Here is a 17,479-nt window from a genome sequence, read left to right as displayed (position 1 = left end):
ATGGCGGTATGAGGGCGGCGGGCGGGGGGCTGCGCTGGACCAGTCTGCGGATGCGGCTGGTGGTGGTGTTCGCGCTGGTCGCGCTGACCGCGGCGGTGTCGGCCTCCGGTATCGCGTACTGGCTGAACCGGGAGGCGGTGCTGACCCGCACCCAGGATTCGGCGCTCAACGACTTCCGGCAGGAGATGCAGGACCGGGCGGCGGCGCTGCCGCTGCGGCCCACCGAGGAGGAACTCCAGCGGGCCGCCGAGCAGATGGCGTCCAGCAGCGCGGTGGGCTACGGGGTGGTGCTGCTGGGCGAGCGGGACGGCGGCAAGCCGATCGTGGGTGCCTCCGACCCGGACCGCTTCACCATGGACGACGTCCCGGCGGAGCTGCGCCAGGCGGTGGAGCGGCGGCAGGGCACCGGGGACGGCAACCCCTACCCGTACCACCTGTTCTGGCAGCGCACCGAGCGCGGTGGGACGCCCTATCTGGTGGGCGGGGCGCGGGTGGACGGCGGTGGGCCGACCGGCTATATGTCGGCCTCGCTGGAGGCCGAGCGGCAGGACCTCAACTCGCTGGGCTGGTCGCTGGGGATCGCCACCCTGCTGGCGCTGATCGGTTCGGCGCTGCTGGCGCAGGCGGCGGCGACCACGGTGCTCAAGCCGGTGCACCGGCTGGGCGAGGCGGCGCGGCGGCTGGGCGAGGGCGAGCTGGACACCCGGTTGCGGGTGTCGGGCACCGACGAACTGGCCGAGCTGTCGCGGACGTTCAACGCGGCGGCGGAGAGCCTGCAGAAGAGGGTCGCCGACATGAGCTCCCGGGAGGAGTCCAGTCGGCGGTTCGTCGCCGATATGTCGCATGAGCTGCGCACCCCGATGACGGCGCTGACCGCGGTGACCGAGGTGCTGGAGGAGGAGCAGGACGGTCTCGATCCGATGATCGCCCCGGCGGTGGCGCTGGTGGTGAGCGAGACCCGGCGGCTGAACACGCTGGTGGAGAACCTGATGGAGGTCACCCGCTTCGACGCGGGCACGGCCCGGCTGGTGCTGGACGAGGTGGATGTCGCCGACCAGGTGACGGCCTGTATCGACGCCCGGGCCTGGCTGGACGCGGTGGAGCTGGACGCCGAGCGCGGGATCACCGCGCGGCTGGACCCGCGGCGGCTGGATGTGATCCTGGCCAATCTGATCGGCAACGCGCTGAAGCACGGCGGTTCACCGGTACGGGTGTCGGTGCGTACGGCCGGTGAGGCGCGGACGGCGGGCGAGGAGCTGCGGATCGAGGTGCGGGACCACGGTCCGGGCATCCCGGAGGAGGTACTGCCGCATGTCTTCGACCGGTTCTACAAGGCGAGCGCGTCCCGGCCGCGCAGCGAGGGCTCCGGCCTCGGGCTGTCGATCGCGAGGGAGAACGCGCTGATCCACGGCGGTTCCATCGCCGCCCGCAACTCCCCGGACGGCGACGGCGCCGTCTTCGAGCTGCGGCTGCCCGTGGACGCCTCCCGGGCCGGCGAGGACGGCGACGAGCGGGGAGTGGACGCCGGTGAGGACGGTGGCGGCCGTGGGTGAGCGGGCGGTACGAGGCGTGCGGCGGACGGTGGGACGCGTGCGGGAGCGGGCGGTACGGGGGCGGGTGCGGGGTGCGGTGGCACCGAAGCAGGCGGTACGGGGGCGGGGCGCGGTGGCGCGCGAGCGGGAGCAGGAGCAGGCGGTACGGGGAGTGGATCGGGCCGCCCGTGGTGCCGTGGCACGCGAGCGCGGGTGGCGCGGGGCGCGGGGGGTGTGGGCGCTGGCCAGTCTGCTGGTGCTCGGGGCGGTGACCGCGGGGTGCGGGATCCGGACCACCTCGGTGCCGGTGGACGCGGGCGCGGCGCCCTCCCGGCTGCCGTGCACCCTGTCCGGCCAGGACGCCTCGGAGGCGCCCGCGCCGACGACGAGCGCCGGGCCCGCGGTGCCGGTGCGGGTGTATCTGGTGTGCGCCTCGGCGCTGGAGGCGGTGGAGCGCGCGGTGCCCTCGCCGTCCGGCCGCCCGGCGGGCGAGGCGCGGTCGGCGACCGCCCGGGCACTGCTCAACCAGCTGCTGGCCCGCCCCTCGGAACAGGAGCGGGAGGCCGGCTTCGCCAGCCATGTCGAGCCGCCGCTCGCGGTGTCGGCGGGCCGGCCGGGCGACCCGGCGGAGGTGCTGCGGCTGAGCCGCCAGCCGGAGGACCTGCCGGCCACCGCGCTGTCCCAGCTGGTGTGCACCTACGCGGAGAACGGGGTGGAGGCCGGGGACGGCACGGTGGTGCTGGGCGGTCCCGGCGACTACCCGGTGCGGCGGTACGTCTGCCCGGCGGGCCAGAAGGAGCGCCCGGAGTCCCCGGTGCCGACCCGCTCCCCGGCACCCGGCAGCGGTACGGGCCCGGGCGCCCCGGGCTCGCCCCCGGGTCCGGCGGGTACGGGCTCCCCGGAGGCCGGCGGCAAGGAGCCGGACGCGACGGAGTCGCCCTGAGACCTGTGTCTCGTGGTCCCCGGGGAGCGATGCGGAACCGATCCTGCCGCCGGGCACGTCTTGGGGGGCGTGCAGCGTCATGGTTCGGGCGGCAGCGCCGTCATCCCCTTCCGTGCGGCGGGCTTCGCCCTCCTCCTCGCCCATCTCTCGCTCGTCGGCTGGCTGACGCTCCGCCCGCTGGACCTGCCCTGGGTGATGGCGCCGAACCTGGAGCCGCTGGCCGGGATCCGGGCCGCGCTGTCGGCGGGGCCGCTGGAGGCGGCGCGCCGGATCGGCGGCGGGCTGGCGCTGCTGGCCCCGCTGGGGGTGCTGCTCCCGCTGGCGAGCGGCCGGCTGGAGGCCGGCCCCTGGGCCTCGCTGGCCCGTACGGTGCTGGCCGGCGGCCTGGTCTCGATGGGGATCGAACTGCTCCAGACCGTGGTGCCGGGGCGGGTGGTGGACGTGGACGCCGTGCTGCTCGCCATGACCGGGGTGGCGCTGGCGCATCTGGCCGTGGTGCCCGTCTGGCGGGGGCGGCTGCGGCGCCGCCTGGAGCGGCCCTCGGGCGCGGTACGGGGTGGGTCCGGTCCCCGTCCGGGTGGCCGGGGTGGGGGCGGGGTGGCCCGGGAGGAGGTCTCTCAGGGTGCGACCCCGAGGATTCCCAGGGTCGGGGTCGCCCCGTAGTCCGACGTTTTGCCCCAGGTCGGGCGGTCACTATGGAGGTACGGAGAGCCGGTGGACGGCTCACCCCCTACTCGCGAAGGAGCCCACCATGGCCGCACTTGCCCGCCCTCGTGACGGACGCATGATCGGCGGAGTCTGCGCGGCGCTGGCACGGCGCTTCGGCACCTCCGCGAGCACGATGCGCGTGATCTTCGTGGTGTCCTGTCTGCTGCCGGGGCCGCAGTTCCTGCTCTACATAGCGCTCTGGCTGCTGCTGCCGGACGAGAAGAAGGCCGCCGGGGCCTGGTAGGCCGACGCCGGACGCATACGCCGGCAACGCCGCCCGGGCCCGATGGGCCGGGACCGGTCGCCTACGCCGACGGGGCGCCCACCAGCACACGGTGGGCGCCCCGTCGGCGTACGGGCGGACGGGCCGCCGCTCAGCCGCCGAGGGCGGGCAGGCTGCCGCCGACCGGCAGGCCGCCGAGCAGCCCGGTGGCGGTGGACGGGTCCAGCGGCAGGCCCTGGAGCGAGGCGTTCTCGGTCACGGCACCGAGCAGGCCCTGGGTGGTGCCCAGAGACTCGACGGCGCTGCCCGGGGCCTGCTGGACGGCGGCGGTGGCGACCGGGAGCGCGGTGGAGGTGGCGGCGCTCAGGGCGGTGCCGGCCGGCAGCGCGGCGGCCATCGGGTTCGCGGCGGCGGTGCCGGCGGCGGTGGCGGCGAAAGCGGCGCCGAGGGCGGCGACGCCGACGGTCTTCACAGCGGACTGCTTCATCGGGATTCGTCCTCAGGGTGTTTCGGGGAACTCAGGGAGGGATGAGCGGCCTGAAACGTAGTCAGCCCGCCCGGCTTCCCGCAAACACCGAAACGAACCGGTTCTCCCGGATCCCGGACGCCGCGCCCACCCGCCCCTCAGCCGCGATCCGGGGCGTTCTCGCTGGTCCCGGCGGTCTGCCGGAACAGCCATTCGGACTTCAGCTCCGCGTACCCGGGCTTGATCACGTCATTGATCATGGCCAAGCGTTCATCGAAAGGAATGAATGCTGATTTCATCGCATTGACCGTGAACCACTGCATGTCATCGAGCGTGTAGCCGAACGCCTCGGTCAGCAGCTCGAATTCACGGCTCATGCTGGTGCCCGACATCAGCCGGTTGTCGGTGTTGACGGTGGCCCGGAAGTGCAGGGTGCGCAGCAGCCCGATGGGGTGCTGGGCGTAGGAGGCGGCGGCCCCGGTCTGGAGGTTGGAGGTCGGGCACAGCTCCAGCGGGATGCGCTTGTCGCGTACGTAGGCGGCCAGCCGTCCCAGGGTGACGGTGCCGTCGTCGGCGACCTGGATGTCGTCGATGATGCGGACGCCGTGGCCGAGGCGGTCCGCGCCGCACCACTGGAGGGCCTGCCAGATCGACGGCAGCCCGAACGCCTCCCCGGCGTGGATGGTGAAGTGGTTGTTCTCCCGCTTCAGGTACTCGAAGGCGTCCAGGTGGCGGGTGGGCGGGAAGCCGGCCTCGGCGCCCGCGATGTCGAAGCCGACGACCCCCTCGTCCCGGTAGCGGTTGGCGAGTTCGGCGATCTCCAGGGCGCGGGCCGCGTGCCGCATGGCGGTGAGCAGCGCGCCCACCCGGATGCGGTGGCCGCCCTCGCGGGCCCGCCGCTCACCGAGCCGGAAGCCCTCGTTGACCGCCTCCACCACCTGCTCCAGGGTGAGCCCGGCCTCCAGGTGCTGCTCGGGGGCGTAGCGCACCTCCGCGTAGACCACCCCGTCCTCGGCCAGGTCCTCGGCGCACTCGGCGGCGACCCGGACCAGGGCCTCGCGGGTCTGCATCACGGCACAGGTGTGCGCGAAGGTCTCCAGATAGCGCTCCAGCGAGCCGGAGTCGGCCGCCTCCCGGAACCAGATGCCGAGCTTGTCGGCCTGCTGCTCGGGCAGCGCGGTGTAGCCGCGGTCGCGTGCGAGCTCCACCACGGTGCCGGGCCGCAGCCCGCCGTCGAGGTGGTCGTGGAGCAGCACCTTGGGCGCGCGGCGGATCTGGTCCGGGGCGGGGATGCGGAACGTCTGGCTCGTCATCTCGGCACCATAGACCCTACGCGCGTAGAACGGGAGGTGTCGGCACGGACGGGACAACGGGACCATCGTCCGTACCCGTACGGGGGGGATGGGCCGGGGGTCATACGTAACAGTCGGCGCGCGTCCGGGTGGCGTACCGGCCGGGTTCTGGGACCGTGCTGCCATGGCACACCACGCACTCGTAGGAACGGCGGGCCGGGCGGCCCGGCTCGGCAGGGCGGTGGGGGATCCGGCGGCGGTGGGCGGCGTGGTGCTGCTCCTGCCGGACGGCGAGCCGGAGTCGGGGCGCGGGCCCTCCCACCGGGCGTACACGGTGGCGCTGCCGCTGGCCCGCGCGCTGGCCCGGGCGGGCGGGGCGCACGGACTGGTGGCGCATGTGGTGCGCTACCGGGGGCGCGGCTGGAACGGGGCGGATGCCGCCCTGGCGGAGGACGCCCGCTGGGCCGCCTCGGAGGCGGTACGGCGGTACGGGGAGGGGGTGCCGCTGGCGCTGGCCGGGCACGGCATGGGAGGCCGGGCCGCGCTGCGGGCGGCGGGGCATCCGGCGGTGGTGTCGGTGGTGGCGCTGGCCCCCTGGCTGCCGCCGGACGAGCCGGCCGACCCGGTGGACGGGCAGGGCGGCGGGGAGCCGGAGCCGGTACGGCAGTTGATCGGGCGCCGGGTGCTGATCGCCCACGGCACCTATGACACCCGTAACGCCGCCGAGCGCTCGTACCGGCTGGGCGAGCGGATCAAGAAGGTCAACCGGGACACCTGCCGGTTCGAGGCGCACACCGACGGCCACCGGCTGCGCCGGCACCGGGACGAGGTGGCCGCGCTCACCGCCGACTTCGTCCTCGGCACGCTCTTCGCCCGGCCCTTCGCCCGGCCGATCGCCGACGCACTGGCCGCCCCGCCCCCGCTGGGTCTGCGGATGCCGCTGGCCGCAGGCTTCGGGGAGGGGGCGGGGCGAGGCCGTCAGTGAGGGGCTTGCGCCCCCTGGGGGTGAGCCTTCCGGGGGTGAGCCTTCCGGAGGTGAGCCTTCCGGGGACAGGTTCGCTGAGGACGCGTTACCAGCTGATGGCGTCCTCCATCGAGGACTGCCAGTAGGTGGTCTTCAGGGAGTTGTCGACGTAGACGCCCTTGGCGGGCAGCGCCGGCGTGGCGCCCGCGGTGGGGTTCTGGCCCGGGGTGCGGCCCATGAAGTAGACGGTGAGGGACTTCTCGGTGTGGCCCTTGCCGCCGCTGCCGTCCGCGGCCGAGAGGTTCACCGAGGCGTAGCCGGACTCGCCCGGGTTGAGGGAGACGACGGCCTGCGGCTTGGAGTCCTCGATGACCGGCGGCACCGACTGGGCCTCGCCGAAGCGCAGGGCCGGGTAGTAGTAGAGGTCGCAGCGGGTGCTGCCGGTGTTGGTGACGGTGAGCAGCATGTGGTTGATGGGGCGGCTGAGCGGGGCGGCGACCGTCTTGGTGTTGGAGCCGTCGCAGGTGACGTCCTTCTTGCCGCCCTTGCCGGAGCCGCCGGCGGCCGCCGTGCTGGTGGGCGTGGCCGCCGGGGCCTCGCCCGAGGAGGTGCCCCCGGCGGACTGCGCGGAGGCGGACGGGGCGGGGGCGGGCTTGGCGGCGGTGGAGGAGGAGGGGGCGGCGCCGGAGGCGGAGGCGGCCGAGCCGGGCGCGGTGGAGGAGGCGACCGGCGACATCCCCTGGTCCTTGCTGCCCGTCCCGTCGTTGCAGGCGGTGAGCGAGAGGGCGGCGATCGCGGTGGCCGCGGCGGCGGTCAGCAGGCGGTTGCGGGAGGTGCGTGCGTTCGACATGTGGGTCAGGCCCTTCGGTGTTGCGGTCGGTGTGGTGCTTGGATGACCGAAGCTTGTTCGGCAATCCGTCCCAGCCGCCACGAACAGCGGGGAGTTGGGGACGCTGGAACGCCGAAACGGGCTTTGACCAGGGGAAACAGAAGAGGCCTGGAACGCCCGAATGGGATGTGGCGGGTCGTGCGGGGAAGGGGAACGCGGTGTCTGGGGCCACGGGATCGACGGGGGCCGACGGGGACGCGGAGGTGTTCGCGGAGCTGCTGCGCGGGCTGAAGGAGCGCTCGGGGCTGAGCTACGGGGCGCTCGCCAAGCGGCTGCATATGAGCACGTCGACGCTGCACCGCTACTGCAACGGCAGTGCCACACCGGCCGACTACGCACCGGTGGAGCGGCTGGCCCGGGTGTGCCGGGCGACGCCCGCGGAGCTGGTCGAGCTGCACCGGAGCTGGATCCTCGCGGACGCGGCGCGCGGACGTAAGGCGGCCGGGCAGCCGGGACCGGAGAGGGTCAGAGAGGCGGCGGACGGACGGACGGCGGCGCCGACAGCTGCGGGGGATGCGGCGGTTGGCGCGGGTACGGCCGAAGCGGCGGCGGATGCGGGGCGTACGGCGACCGGTGCGACCGAAGCGACGGCGGCGGATACGGGGCGTACGGCGACCGGTGCGACCGAAGCGACGGCGGCGAATGCGGGGCGTACGGCGACGGGCGCGGCCGAAGCGACGGCGGCGGATGCGGGGCGTACAGCGACGAGTACGGCCGAAGCGACGGCGGCGGATACGGGGCGTACGGCGACGAGTGGGGCCGAAGCGGTGGCCGTCCAGGGCGGGCCCGCCGACGGTGGCGCGGGCGGGGAGCGCGACCAGGCCGCCGAGCCGGTGGTCGCCGGGCCCGGACCGTCCACCGCTCTGCGCCCCACCCGGCGCCGTACCGCCGTCATCGCCGCCGTGGCCGCAGCGGCCGTGCTGGGGGCGGTGGTGCTGGTGGTGAACCTGCCGTCCTCCGGGGGCGGCACACGGGGCACCGCCCAGGGTCCGGCCGGGGCTTCCGGCGCCGCCACCGGGCCGGCGGACGGCAAGCGCCCGTCCCCGTCGCTCTCCGCGTCCCCTTCCCCGACCCCGTCCTCTTCCCCCTCCCCCTCGGCCTCCGCCTCCGCGGACGCGGAGCGGGGCAAACCCTCCGCCGGGGCCTCGAAGCCGGCGGCGGTCGGCGGCGGGGACGGAGATGCCGGGGACGGCGGGGACGGCAACGGGGCCGAGCCGCAGGGCAGCACCTCGGTGAACGTCGCCACCCGCCCGTTCGTCTACGAGGGTCCGTGCAGCCAGCACTTCCTGGTCGACAGCGAGCCGTCGCAGGTGGGCCCGCCCGCCCCCACCGAGCAGGACGCCCCGCGCTGGGCCGCCGCCTACGGCGCGGTCTCCTCGGACGAGCAGCGGGTCGCCGTCACCCTCCAGGGCTCGGGCAAGGACACCATCGTGCTGGACTCGCTCCAGGTGCGGGTGGTCTCCAAGGGCGCCCCGCCCGCCTGGAACGACTACGCGATGGGCTCGGGCTGCGGCGGCGAGGTGGAGTCCGCCTCCTTCGACGTGGACCTGGACTCCGGCAGCCCGACCGTCACCACCAAGAACGGCCAGCGCGGCTTCCCGTTCAGCGTGACCGAGTCCGATCCGCTGGTCTTCTATGTCACCGCGCACACCCGGGCGCACGACGTCCGCTGGGACCTCACCCTGAAGTGGTCCAGCGGGGACCGCCAGGGCACCGTGCACATCGACAACGACGGCACCCCGTTCCGTACCAGCGGCAGCGCCGGCCGCCCCAGCTACCACTACCCGCTGGGCGGCGGTGAGTGGATCAAGCGGGAGGAGGAGCTGAGTCAGTGACCTGGTCGTCCGGGGCGGACTCCGCCGACTGCGATGGCGGGGGCATGCCGTGCTCGCCGAGCAGCCGGCCGCGCCGGGAGAGCAGGAACCGCTTGAAGGCGGCGACCGGCGGGGTGTCGGGGTGGCCGTCCAGCCAGGCGACACCGATCTCCCGGGCCGCCCGGGGGGCGGTGACGGTGAGCTCGACCACGCCGGGGCGGGGGACGGCGGGCGGCGGCAGCAGGGCGACGCCGAGACCGGCGGCGACCAGTCCGCGCAGGGTCTCGGCCTCCTCGCCCTCGAAGGCGACGCGCGGGGCGAACCCGGCCTCGGCGCACAGGGCGTCGGTGATCCGGCGCAGCCCGTAGCCCGGTTCCAGGGTGACGAAGGCCTCCTCGGCGGCCTCGGCGAGGCGGACCCGCTTGCGGCGGGCCAGCCGGTGGTCGTCGGGGACGACCAGCCGCAGCCGCTGCTCGTCCAGCCGCCGGGTGACCAGGTCCGGGGCGTCCGGCACCGGGGAGGTGAGGCAGAGGTCCAGATCGCCGGCGCGAAGCCGTTCGATCATCGCCTCACCGTAGTTCTGGACCAGGGTGAAGCGGACCTTGGGATGATCCACCCGGAAGGCGCGGATCAGCCCGGGGACGGTCTCCGAACCCATGGTGTGCAGAAAGCCGAAGGCGACCCGTCCGGCGGCGGGGTCGGCGTCGGCGCGTACGGTGTCGGCGGCCCGGCCGACCTCGGCCAGCGCGCGTTCGGCGGCGGTGAGGAAGGAGCGCCCGGCCGGGGTGAGGGCGACGGTGCGGCCGCGCCGGGCGAACAGGGTGACACCCAGGTCGGACTCCAGCCGGACGATGGCCCGGGAGAGGGTGGACTGGGGCACTCCGAGGTCCTGCGCGGCGCGGGTGACATGCTCGTGCCGGGCCACCGCGGCGAAGTAGGCGAGCCTCGGGGCGAGCAGCAGCCCCATGTCTTCTTCGTTACCGTCCGGTGACAGCCACGCCGGTGAGCTGTAGTCATGCGCCATGGGAACGATTACAGCAGTTTCGTGCATTGGACGCATGAAGGTGCGGTGCATACCGTCGAATCATGCCTTCCGCAAGTACCGAGGCGTCCACGATCGCACCTGTGGACGCCGACACCCGCCTTGACACCGACACCCGCCTTGCCCCCGGACGACCCGGCTACCGCCGGACGAACCTGGCGCTGTTCGCCGCCGGTCTCGCCGTCTTCGCCCTCCTCTACTCCACCCAGGCCCTGCTGCCGGACGTCTCCGCCGCCTATGGCGTGACCGCGTCCGCCGCCAGCTGGACCGTCTCCGCGGCCACCGGCGCGCTCGCGCTGTGCGTGCTGCCGCTGAGCGCGCTGTCCGAGCGGTTCGGCCGCCGGGCGGTGATGACCGGCTCGCTCGCGGTCGCGGTGGCGATCGGCCTGCTGGTGCCGTTCGCGCCGTCCATCGAGTCCATGGTGGCGCTGCGCGCCGTGCAGGGCGCCGCGCTCGCCGGGGTGCCGGCCTCCGCGATGGCGTATCTGGCGGAGGAGGTCCGGCCCAAGGCGCTCATCGCCGCGATCGGGCTGTTCGTCGCGGGCAACTCGATCGGCGGGATGAGCGGACGGGTGGTCACCGGCTGGGCGGCCCAACTGGGCGGCTGGCGGGTCGGACTGGCCGCGGTCGGGCTGATGGCCGCGGTGTGCGCGGTGGCGTTCCGGCTGCTGCTGCCGAAGGCCCGAAACTTCACCCCGGGCACCCTCAACCCGGCGGCGCTGGCCCGCACCGTGAAGGGGCACCTGGCCGATCCGCTGCTGCTGCGGCTGTACGCGATCGGCGCGCTGTTCATGACCGTGTTCGGCGCGGTCTACACGGTGATCGGCTACCGGCTGGTCGAGGAGCCGTTCTCGCTCCCCCAGGGGGTGATCGGCTCGATCTTCCTGATCTACCTGGTGGGCACCGTCTCCTCGGCGGTGGCCGGGCAGCTGGTGGCCCGCCTCGGGCGGCGCGGTGCGCTGTATCTGGCGGTGGCCACCACCACGGCCGGGCTGCTGCTCTCGCTCGCCGAGACGCTGACCGGGGTGCTGGCCGGGCTGGTGCTGATCACCGCCGGGTTCTTCGCCGGGCACGCGGTGGCCTCCTCCAGTGTGAGCCGCACCGCCACCACCGGGCGCGCCCAGGCCTCCGCGCTCTACCAGTCCGCCTACTACCTGGGCTCCAGCGCGGGCGGCACGCTCGGCGCGGTCGCCTTCCACTCCGGCGGCTGGGCGGGCACCGTGCTGCTGGGTCTGGTGGCCGTCCTCGGGGTGGTCTCGGTCACCCTGTACGGCACCCACCGCGCGCGCGTCGAACTCAAGGCCGAGGCCCGTGAGCGCGACCGGGAGACCGGCCGCGAAAGCCGGGAAATAGGCCGGGAAACATACAACCGGACCGGCGCTCCGAGCGTCCTAAGGGCATAGCAGCGTCCCGCGGGTATGGCGGCGCCCCGAGTGGGGCAGCCACCCGTCCGGGGGCGCAGCACCCAAGGCAACACAACCTCGGAGGGGGGACGGACGTGGCCGCGATACGCAGGCGCACGGGGGCCGCACTGGCGGTGGCCGGGATGGTCGTACCACTGACGGTGGCGCTCGGCGCCGCACCGGCCCAGGCGGCGTCCTGTACGGCGTCGACCGGGCCGTACCAGAAGCAGGTCGAGAAGTTCCTGGGCCGCACGGCCGACGGCAGGCAGTCGTCCGGCGACTGCAAGGCGATCCAGGCGTTCCAGAAGAAGCACGGCATCACGCCGACCATCGGCTACGCCGGGCCGCTGACCTGGCAGACGATGAACACGATGAACCAGCAGAAGGCCGCCGGCAAGAAGCCGAACGCCGCCGGCAAGTGCCCGACCAACAAGGGCCGGATCGCCTGCGTCGACCTCACCCGGCAGCTGTCCTGGGTGCAGGACGGCAAGAAGCTGGTGTACGGGCCGGTCCCGGTCCGCACCGGCAAGAAGGCCACGCCGACCCGTACCGGGGCGAACAAGATCTACTACCGCAGCGCCAACCACTGGTCGACGCTGTACAAGGTCTGGATGCCGCACGCCCAGTTCTTCGACGGCGGCCAGGCGTTCCACGCCGTCGACAAGTCGATGTGGAACCCGCCCGGCTCCGGCGGCTGCGTCAACATGACCCGCGCCGACGCCAAGAAGTACTGGGGTCTGCTGAGGAACGGCGACGACGTGTTCGTCTACGGCCGCAAGCCCGGCACGTGATTCCACCGCACCCCCGAAGGGGCCCGGGTCTCCGCCACGGAGGCCCGGGCCCCTTCGCGTACCCCCGGGTCACCTGTCAGCCGGCCCACCGCCCGGTGAGGAAGGTGAGGGCCACGGCGGTGGACACCGGGACGGCGAGGCAGAGATAGGCGGTGGTGAACCGGGGCCGGCGCAGGCTGAGCGCGGCCAGGGCGATCCACAGCGGCCACCACAGCAGGGTGGAGCGGGGCACCGACATGTACCAGTAGGAGGTGCCCAGCGCCCACAGGGTCAGCGCGAGGTAGACGGCCTCCGGCCAGCGGCGCCACCACAACAGCGCGCCGAGCAGCAGCAGCCCGGCCACCATGGCCGCCAACTCGGCCTGGAACATCACCGCGTAGCCGGTGGTGTGGAGCTGGTCGAAGGCCGAGTTCCAGGTGTGGGCCCAGGACTCCCAGGGCCAGTGGAAGGTCCGGTACCAACCGCGCTCCTGGGCGTGCTTCCAGGCCATCCAGTCGCCGGTGTACGCGAACAGATACGCGCTGTACGCGGCCGGGGGCAGCGCGCACAGGGCCAGCCAGGGCGCCTGCCGCCAGACGGCCCGGCGGTCCTCGGAGCGGTCCGAGCGGTACGCGCGGTACGCGCTGAGCGCGAAGTGCGTGACCAGGGCGGCCGCCAGGAACAGTCCGCTGGCCCGCACGGTGGTGGCCAGGGCGGTGAGGATGGCGGCGAGCGGCCAGGCCCGGCGCAGCGCGGCGAGCCAGGCGGGCAGCGCCAGGGCGAGGAAGAGCGCCTCGGTGTAACCGGCCGCCAGGAACACCGCGCACGGGGAGAGCAGGAAGAACAGCACGGCACGCCGGCCCCCGGCCGTACCCGTCCCGGGCAGACACACCCGGGCGATCCGGCCCAGCGCCACCACGGCGACCGCCCCGGCGGCGAAGGAGACCAGCAGCCCGGCCGCCGCCCAGTCCGGAACGACGGTGTGCACCAGACGCAGCGCGGAAGGGAAGCCGGGCAGAAAAGCCTCGCGGTTGTCCCACCCCTCCGTCCAGGGCCCGGCGGCGCCCGGGAAGTACCCCTCGCGGGCTATTCGCTGGTAGAAGCCCCAGTCCCAGCGCTCGAACGGGGCGAGCAGCGGGCCCGGGTCGTGGGCGTCCCGGTCGGCGGGAAACAGCCACCGCGCCCCGTAGACGGTGATCGCCAGGGCCAGCCGGGTCACCAGATACAGCCAGAGCACCTCCCGGTCCCCGGGATCCAGCCGGGCGAGCGGGGCGGTGAGCCGGAAGCGAAGGCGGGTGGCCCGGCCCTGAGCGCGGGCGGCCCGGGCCCCGGCATAGGGCGGCCGGTCGGCTTGCGCGGCCCCGGCATGGGGCAGGCGGTCGGCTTGCGCGGGCCCGGCATGGGGCGGGCGGGCGGTTTGCGTGAGCCTGGCATGGGCGGTCCCGGCCTGGGTGGCCCGGCCCTGGGCGGTCCCGGCCTGGGGTGGCCGGGCGGCCCGGGTGTGGGGCGATCGGTCGGCTTGCGCGGTCCCGGCCTGGGGCGGGCGGGCGGCTTGCGCGGGCCCGGCATGGGCGGTCCCGGCCTGGGCGGTCCGGGCCTGGGCGCTCCCGGCCTGGGCGGTCCGGCCCTGGGCGCGGGTGGCCCGGGCCCCGGCATGGGCGGCCCCGGCCTGGGGTGGCCGGGCGGCTTGCGCGGTCCCGGTCCGAGGCGGCCGGACGGTCCGGAGGCTTGCGGCGGGGATCGGGTCGGTGTCCTCGGGGGCGGTGGGCCGGGGGGTCACGGTTTCCTCACCGGCAGCGGGGCGGGTGGTGGCGGAGTGGGGCGGCATGGTCAGCGGGCCTCGGTGGTGGAGGTCGCGGGCGGGGCGGTGGCCTCCGGGTCCCCGGTCCCGGTCCCTGTCCCGGCCCCGGTCCCGGTCTCGGTCTCGGTCGAGCCGGGGCGGTCCGGCGGCCGGGTGGTGGAGGGGGTACCGCTGGGGGACGGCGGCGGGTCGGTCGGGTCGCCCCCGGAGGGCGCACCGGTCGTCGGGGCGACGGAGGCGCCCTCCGTCGCCCGGCTCGTCGGGGTGGTGGACGGGGTCGGCGGGGCGGTCCGGTCGGGCAGCTCGGCCGGTGAGGTACGGGGCGAGGGGGTGACGGCCGGGATGGTGGGCCCGGGCCGGTCCGGCAGCAGGTTCGCCGCCGCCGCGCCACCACCCGCGACGGCCAGGCAGGCGGTCACCGCCAGCACGGCGACCCGGCGCCGGTGCGCCCGCCGTCCGCGTTCGGCGATCCGGGCGGCCGGCACCGGCTCGGCCCGGTCCTGCCCGAAGTCCGCCGCCTGCCGGAACAGCGACCGCAGCGGGTCTCTCGGTTCAGACATCAGGGGCCTCCTCGATACGGGGATCGTGCAGACGGTCGGCGAGCGCGGCCCGCCCGCGGACCAGGTGCGTCTTGACGGTGCTGGCCGACAGCCCGGTCTCGACGGCGACCTGCTCCACGGTGAGGTCGCAGAGGTAGTGCAGGGTGAGGCTGCGCCGCTGCTGGGCGGGCAGCCCGCGCAGCGCGTCCACCAGCACCAGGTGCTCCGGGCCGGGGGCCTCCACGTGCGCGGGGGGCGCCGTGCCGCGCCGCCACGCCTCGGCGCTCCGCCGGCGGAACCGCCAGCGGCTCACCGCGAGCCGCCAGGCGACCGTGCGGATCCACGCCTCGGGCTGCCCCTCGCGGTCCAGCTGCGCCCGCCGGGTCCACCCCTTGACGTACGCCTCCGCCACCACGTCCTGCGCCTCGTGCAGGTCGCCGAGCATCACGTACAGCTGCCCTGTCAGACGTGCGACCGTCTGGGCGTAGAACTCTTCGAACTCCTCGACGGTCAACAGCCACTCCCGGATCTCTTGCTTCACCGGGCATACGCCCCTGGGGGCGCGTCCGGTCGACACGGTGTACGAGGAAACAGGGTGACGGTGGTCACAGGGGCGCCGGAGCCGACCCGCCCCGCCCCGGCGAGTCGGCGGCTCTCCCCCGTGCTGATACGTACGGGCGGACATGGCACCTTCGAGTGAATGCCGCCGGTTGATCAGACCCGGGCCCGGAGCGGCCCATGATCATGCGTCCATGACTGACACAACGACCGATACAGCGACCGACACAGCGACCGAGACACGCAGGTCGGTACGGGGCAGGGTCCTGGCCGGCGTGGCCCTGGCCGTTCTCGCCTCCACCGCCATGGCCACCGCCCCGGCCGGGGCGCGGCAGGCTCCCCACGGCCACGCCGTGTTCACGGAGAACGGCGACTGGCAGGTCCCGGACGGTGTGTCCTCGTACACCGTCTATATGTGGGGCGCCGGAGGCGGTGGCGGCGGTGGGGCCGGCGGCGCGGGTGGCGGCGGAGGCGAGGGGGGCAAGCCCGGCAGCGGGGTCGCCGGGGGAAGCGCCTACGGAATCGGCGGCGCCGGAGGCGCCAGTGGCACGGGCGGTGGCGGGGGCGGCGCCGGTGCGTTCGTCCCCTGCACCATCGGCGCCGACCGCCTCGACTCGCTCCGGGTGCTCGTCGGCCAGACCGGCGCCGGGGGCAAGGGCGGCGGCGGAGGCGGCGGGGGCAGGGGCGGCTACTCCTTCGGCGGGAACGGGTGGAACGGATCGAACGGCGGCGCGGGAGAGCAGGGCGGCGCCGGCTCCACCACCGCGATTCAGGACCGTGAAGGGTTCCTGCTCGGTACGGCGGACGGAGGGTCCGGCGGCGGAGGCGGCGCCGAGCCGGGCGGCGGGCAGGGCGGCAACGAGAACGGCGCCCGGGGCGGTCAGGGCACCGGGGCCGGCGCCGGCGGCCAGGGCAGCGACATGGGCTTCTCGCCCTGCGGGGAGTCCGTCACCAACGGCGCCCAGGGCAGCGAGGGCCGGGCCGGTCAGTCCGGCGGCAGCACCGGCAACCACATCCGCGGTGGCGGCGGGGACTCCGGGGCCGTCTTCGGCCACGGCCTGCCCGGCGACGGCGGCGCCCGGCAGGGTCCCGGCACGCTCACCCTCCCCGACGGCACCGTCTTCACCGTCCCGGCCGGCATCGCCACCGGTGGCGCCGGAGGGCAGGGCGGAAAGGGCGGCGACGGGGGAGACGGCGGCGGCAGCTTCTCCGGTGGCGACAACGCCAGTGCCGGAGGGGACGGCACCACCGGCGCGGGCGGTGGCCGCGGCCTGATGGTGATCGCCTGGTAGCACCGGCGACCGCCTCGCCGGCGCGGGGGCGGGGGCGCTGTCCGGGACGGCGGCCCCCGCCCGATTCGTCGGGCGGGCGGGGCGCCGGAGCCGACCCGCCGGTCGTGGCGGGGGCCTTCGGGCCCTCTCCGGGGGCCGTTGTCAGTGGGGTCCGGTAGTTTCCGAAAGGTAGGCATCTCCACGACTGGGGTGGCGTGATGAGTGATGTTGCTGTGGCCCGGGAGGATCTGGAATCCCGGCTGGAGGACTACCGCACCGAGCTGACCGGCTACTGCTACCGGATGCTCGGCTCGGCCTTCGAGGCGGAGGACGCGGTGCAGGACACCATGGTCCGGGCCTGGCGCAGCCTGGACCGGTTCCAGGGGAGATCCAGCCTGCGGTCCTGGCTGTACCGGATCGCGACCAACGTCTGCCTGGACGCGCTGAACGCGGGGAACAAGCGCGCCCGGCCGATGGACCTGACCGACTCCACCCCGGTCGCGCAGGCCCGGCTCCAGGAGCGGGACGAGGTGACCTGGCTGGAGCCGGTGCCGGACGGCCGGGTGCTGCCGCAGACCGCCGACCCGGCGGAGACGGCGGTGGCCCGGGAGTCGGTGCGGCTGGCGTTCATGGCCGCGCTCCAGCATCTGCCGCCCAAGCAGCGGGCGGTGCTGATCCTGCGCGAGGTGCTGGCGTGGAGGGCCGGCGAGGTGGCCGAGCTCCTGTCCACCTCGGTCGCCTCGGTCAACAGCGCACTGCAGCGGGCCCGCGCCTCACTGGCGGAGTCCGCCCCGGCCGACACCGCGCTCGCCGATCCGCTCGACGAGGAGCAGCAGCGGCTGCTGGAGCGGTATGTCGCCGCCTTCGAGGGCTACGACATGACGGCGCTGACCGCGCTGCTGCACGAGGACGCCACGCTCTCCATGCCTCCGTACGACCTCTGGCTGCGCGGCCACGACGACATCGTGGGCTGGATGCTCGGGGTGGGCGAGGTGTGCCGGGGCTCCCGGCTGGTCCCGGTGGTCGCCAACGGCACCCCGGCGTTCGCGCACTACCACCCGGATCCGGCGGGCGGCTTCACCCCGTGGGCGCTGATGGTGATCGAGATCGTGGACGGCAAGGTCTCCGGAATCACCTCCTTCCTGGACGTCAAGCGCTGGTTCCCGCTGTTCGACCTGCCGGAGCGGCTGGAGGACTGAACACCACCGCAGGGCCGGTCCCTACTGATTCCGGCACCTATTGATTTTCGATCGATTCCCATCGA

17 protein-coding genes are annotated in these 17,479 nt (G+C 74.6%); 10 read left to right on the top strand and 7 right to left on the bottom strand.

Annotated features, from left to right (window positions below; all coding sequences use genetic code 11):
* Positions 1–8: 8 nt before the first annotated feature.
* The 4 genes from ABZ945_RS20190 (at position 9) to ABZ945_RS20175 (ending at position 3,427) form a co-directional block, all read left to right on the top strand.
* The gene (locus tag ABZ945_RS20190; protein WP_361271123.1) at positions 9–1,553 is read left to right on the top strand and encodes a HAMP domain-containing sensor histidine kinase; all 1,545 of its coding nucleotides are present in this window, start codon (positions 9–11) and stop codon (positions 1,551–1,553) included.
* Between the two features lie 76 nt (positions 1,554–1,629).
* The gene (locus tag ABZ945_RS20185; RefSeq protein WP_361271120.1) at positions 1,630–2,475 is read left to right on the top strand and encodes a hypothetical protein; all 846 of its coding nucleotides are present in this window, start codon (positions 1,630–1,632) and stop codon (positions 2,473–2,475) included.
* Positions 2,476–2,544: 69 nt separating this feature from the next.
* Positions 2,545–3,138, top strand: coding sequence for a VanZ family protein (locus ABZ945_RS20180; RefSeq protein ID WP_361271118.1), 594 nt, complete (start codon positions 2,545–2,547; stop codon positions 3,136–3,138).
* An 88-nt stretch (positions 3,139–3,226) separates the two neighbouring features.
* Positions 3,227–3,427: a PspC domain-containing protein gene (locus ABZ945_RS20175; RefSeq protein WP_248636822.1), complete on the top strand. Its 201-nt coding sequence runs from the start codon at positions 3,227–3,229 to the stop codon at positions 3,425–3,427.
* 130 nt (positions 3,428–3,557) lie between these two features.
* Here ABZ945_RS20175 and ABZ945_RS20170 read toward each other — a convergent pair whose 3' ends face one another.
* The gene (locus ABZ945_RS20170) at positions 3,558–3,893 is read right to left on the bottom strand and encodes a hypothetical protein (RefSeq protein WP_361271115.1); all 336 of its coding nucleotides are present in this window, start codon (positions 3,891–3,893) and stop codon (positions 3,558–3,560) included.
* A 137-nt stretch (positions 3,894–4,030) separates the two neighbouring features.
* Positions 4,031–5,185, bottom strand: a complete 1,155-nt coding sequence (locus tag ABZ945_RS20165; RefSeq protein WP_361271113.1) for an adenosine deaminase — start codon at positions 5,183–5,185, stop codon at positions 4,031–4,033.
* A gap of 163 nt (positions 5,186–5,348) precedes the next feature.
* Between ABZ945_RS20165 and ABZ945_RS20160 the strand changes: the two genes are divergently transcribed.
* Positions 5,349–6,149: an alpha/beta hydrolase gene (locus ABZ945_RS20160; RefSeq protein ID WP_361271111.1), complete on the top strand. Its 801-nt coding sequence runs from the start codon at positions 5,349–5,351 to the stop codon at positions 6,147–6,149.
* 85 nt (positions 6,150–6,234) lie between these two features.
* Here the strand turns inward: ABZ945_RS20160 and ABZ945_RS20155 are convergent, their stop codons facing one another.
* Positions 6,235–6,978: a DUF4232 domain-containing protein gene (locus ABZ945_RS20155; protein ID WP_361271109.1), complete on the bottom strand. Its 744-nt coding sequence runs from the start codon at positions 6,976–6,978 to the stop codon at positions 6,235–6,237.
* A gap of 197 nt (positions 6,979–7,175) precedes the next feature.
* Here ABZ945_RS20155 and ABZ945_RS20150 point away from each other — a divergent pair, with 197 nt between their 5' ends.
* The gene (locus tag ABZ945_RS20150; protein ID WP_361271107.1) at positions 7,176–8,852 is read left to right on the top strand and encodes a helix-turn-helix transcriptional regulator; all 1,677 of its coding nucleotides are present in this window, start codon (positions 7,176–7,178) and stop codon (positions 8,850–8,852) included.
* Here the strand turns inward: ABZ945_RS20150 and ABZ945_RS20145 are convergent.
* Complete coding sequence (locus ABZ945_RS20145; RefSeq protein ID WP_361271105.1) at positions 8,824–9,855, bottom strand: LysR substrate-binding domain-containing protein; 1,032 nt, start codon at positions 9,853–9,855, stop codon at positions 8,824–8,826. The two genes, ABZ945_RS20150 and ABZ945_RS20145, sit on opposite strands and share 29 nt — an antisense overlap.
* 62 nt (positions 9,856–9,917) lie before the next feature.
* Between ABZ945_RS20145 and ABZ945_RS20140 the strand changes: the two genes are divergently transcribed.
* Both ABZ945_RS20140 and ABZ945_RS20135 read left to right on the top strand, forming a co-directional pair.
* Positions 9,918–11,276, top strand: coding sequence for an MFS transporter (locus tag ABZ945_RS20140; RefSeq protein ID WP_361271103.1), 1,359 nt, complete (start codon positions 9,918–9,920; stop codon positions 11,274–11,276).
* A gap of 143 nt (positions 11,277–11,419) precedes the next feature.
* Positions 11,420–12,067, top strand: coding sequence for a L,D-transpeptidase family protein (locus tag ABZ945_RS20135; RefSeq protein WP_361271318.1), 648 nt, complete (start codon positions 11,420–11,422; stop codon positions 12,065–12,067).
* A gap of 76 nt (positions 12,068–12,143) precedes the next feature.
* On the opposite strand, the gene ABZ945_RS20130 is transcribed toward ABZ945_RS20135, so the two are convergent.
* The 3 genes from ABZ945_RS20130 to ABZ945_RS20120 all read right to left on the bottom strand — a co-directional run bounded on the left by ABZ945_RS20130 (position 12,144) and on the right by ABZ945_RS20120 (position 14,900).
* Complete coding sequence (locus tag ABZ945_RS20130) at positions 12,144–13,304, bottom strand: mannosyltransferase family protein (protein WP_361271315.1); 1,161 nt, start codon at positions 13,302–13,304, stop codon at positions 12,144–12,146.
* A 572-nt stretch (positions 13,305–13,876) separates the two neighbouring features.
* A complete protein-coding gene (locus ABZ945_RS20125) occupies positions 13,877–14,407 on the bottom strand; it encodes a hypothetical protein (protein ID WP_361271100.1) in 531 nt (176 codons plus the stop codon).
* Positions 14,400–14,900, bottom strand: a complete 501-nt coding sequence (locus ABZ945_RS20120; RefSeq protein WP_361271313.1) for a SigE family RNA polymerase sigma factor — start codon at positions 14,898–14,900, stop codon at positions 14,400–14,402. Before ABZ945_RS20120 ends, ABZ945_RS20125 begins: the two co-directional genes overlap by 8 nt.
* A 238-nt stretch (positions 14,901–15,138) precedes the next feature.
* Between ABZ945_RS20120 and ABZ945_RS20115 the strand changes: the two genes are divergently transcribed.
* Complete coding sequence (locus ABZ945_RS20115) at positions 15,139–16,236, top strand: hypothetical protein (RefSeq protein ID WP_361271098.1); 1,098 nt, start codon at positions 15,139–15,141, stop codon at positions 16,234–16,236.
* 197 nt (positions 16,237–16,433) lie between these two features.
* Positions 16,434–17,414, top strand: coding sequence for a sigma-70 family RNA polymerase sigma factor (locus ABZ945_RS20110; RefSeq protein ID WP_361271096.1), 981 nt, complete (start codon positions 16,434–16,436; stop codon positions 17,412–17,414).
* Positions 17,415–17,479: the final 65 nt, after the last annotated feature.

Origin of the sequence: Streptomyces sp. NPDC046887, from assembly GCF_040644755.1 — a bacterium.
Classification (GTDB): domain Bacteria; phylum Actinomycetota; class Actinomycetes; order Streptomycetales; family Streptomycetaceae; genus Streptomyces; species Streptomyces lichenis.
This window is presented reverse-complemented; position numbering and strand designations above follow the sequence as displayed.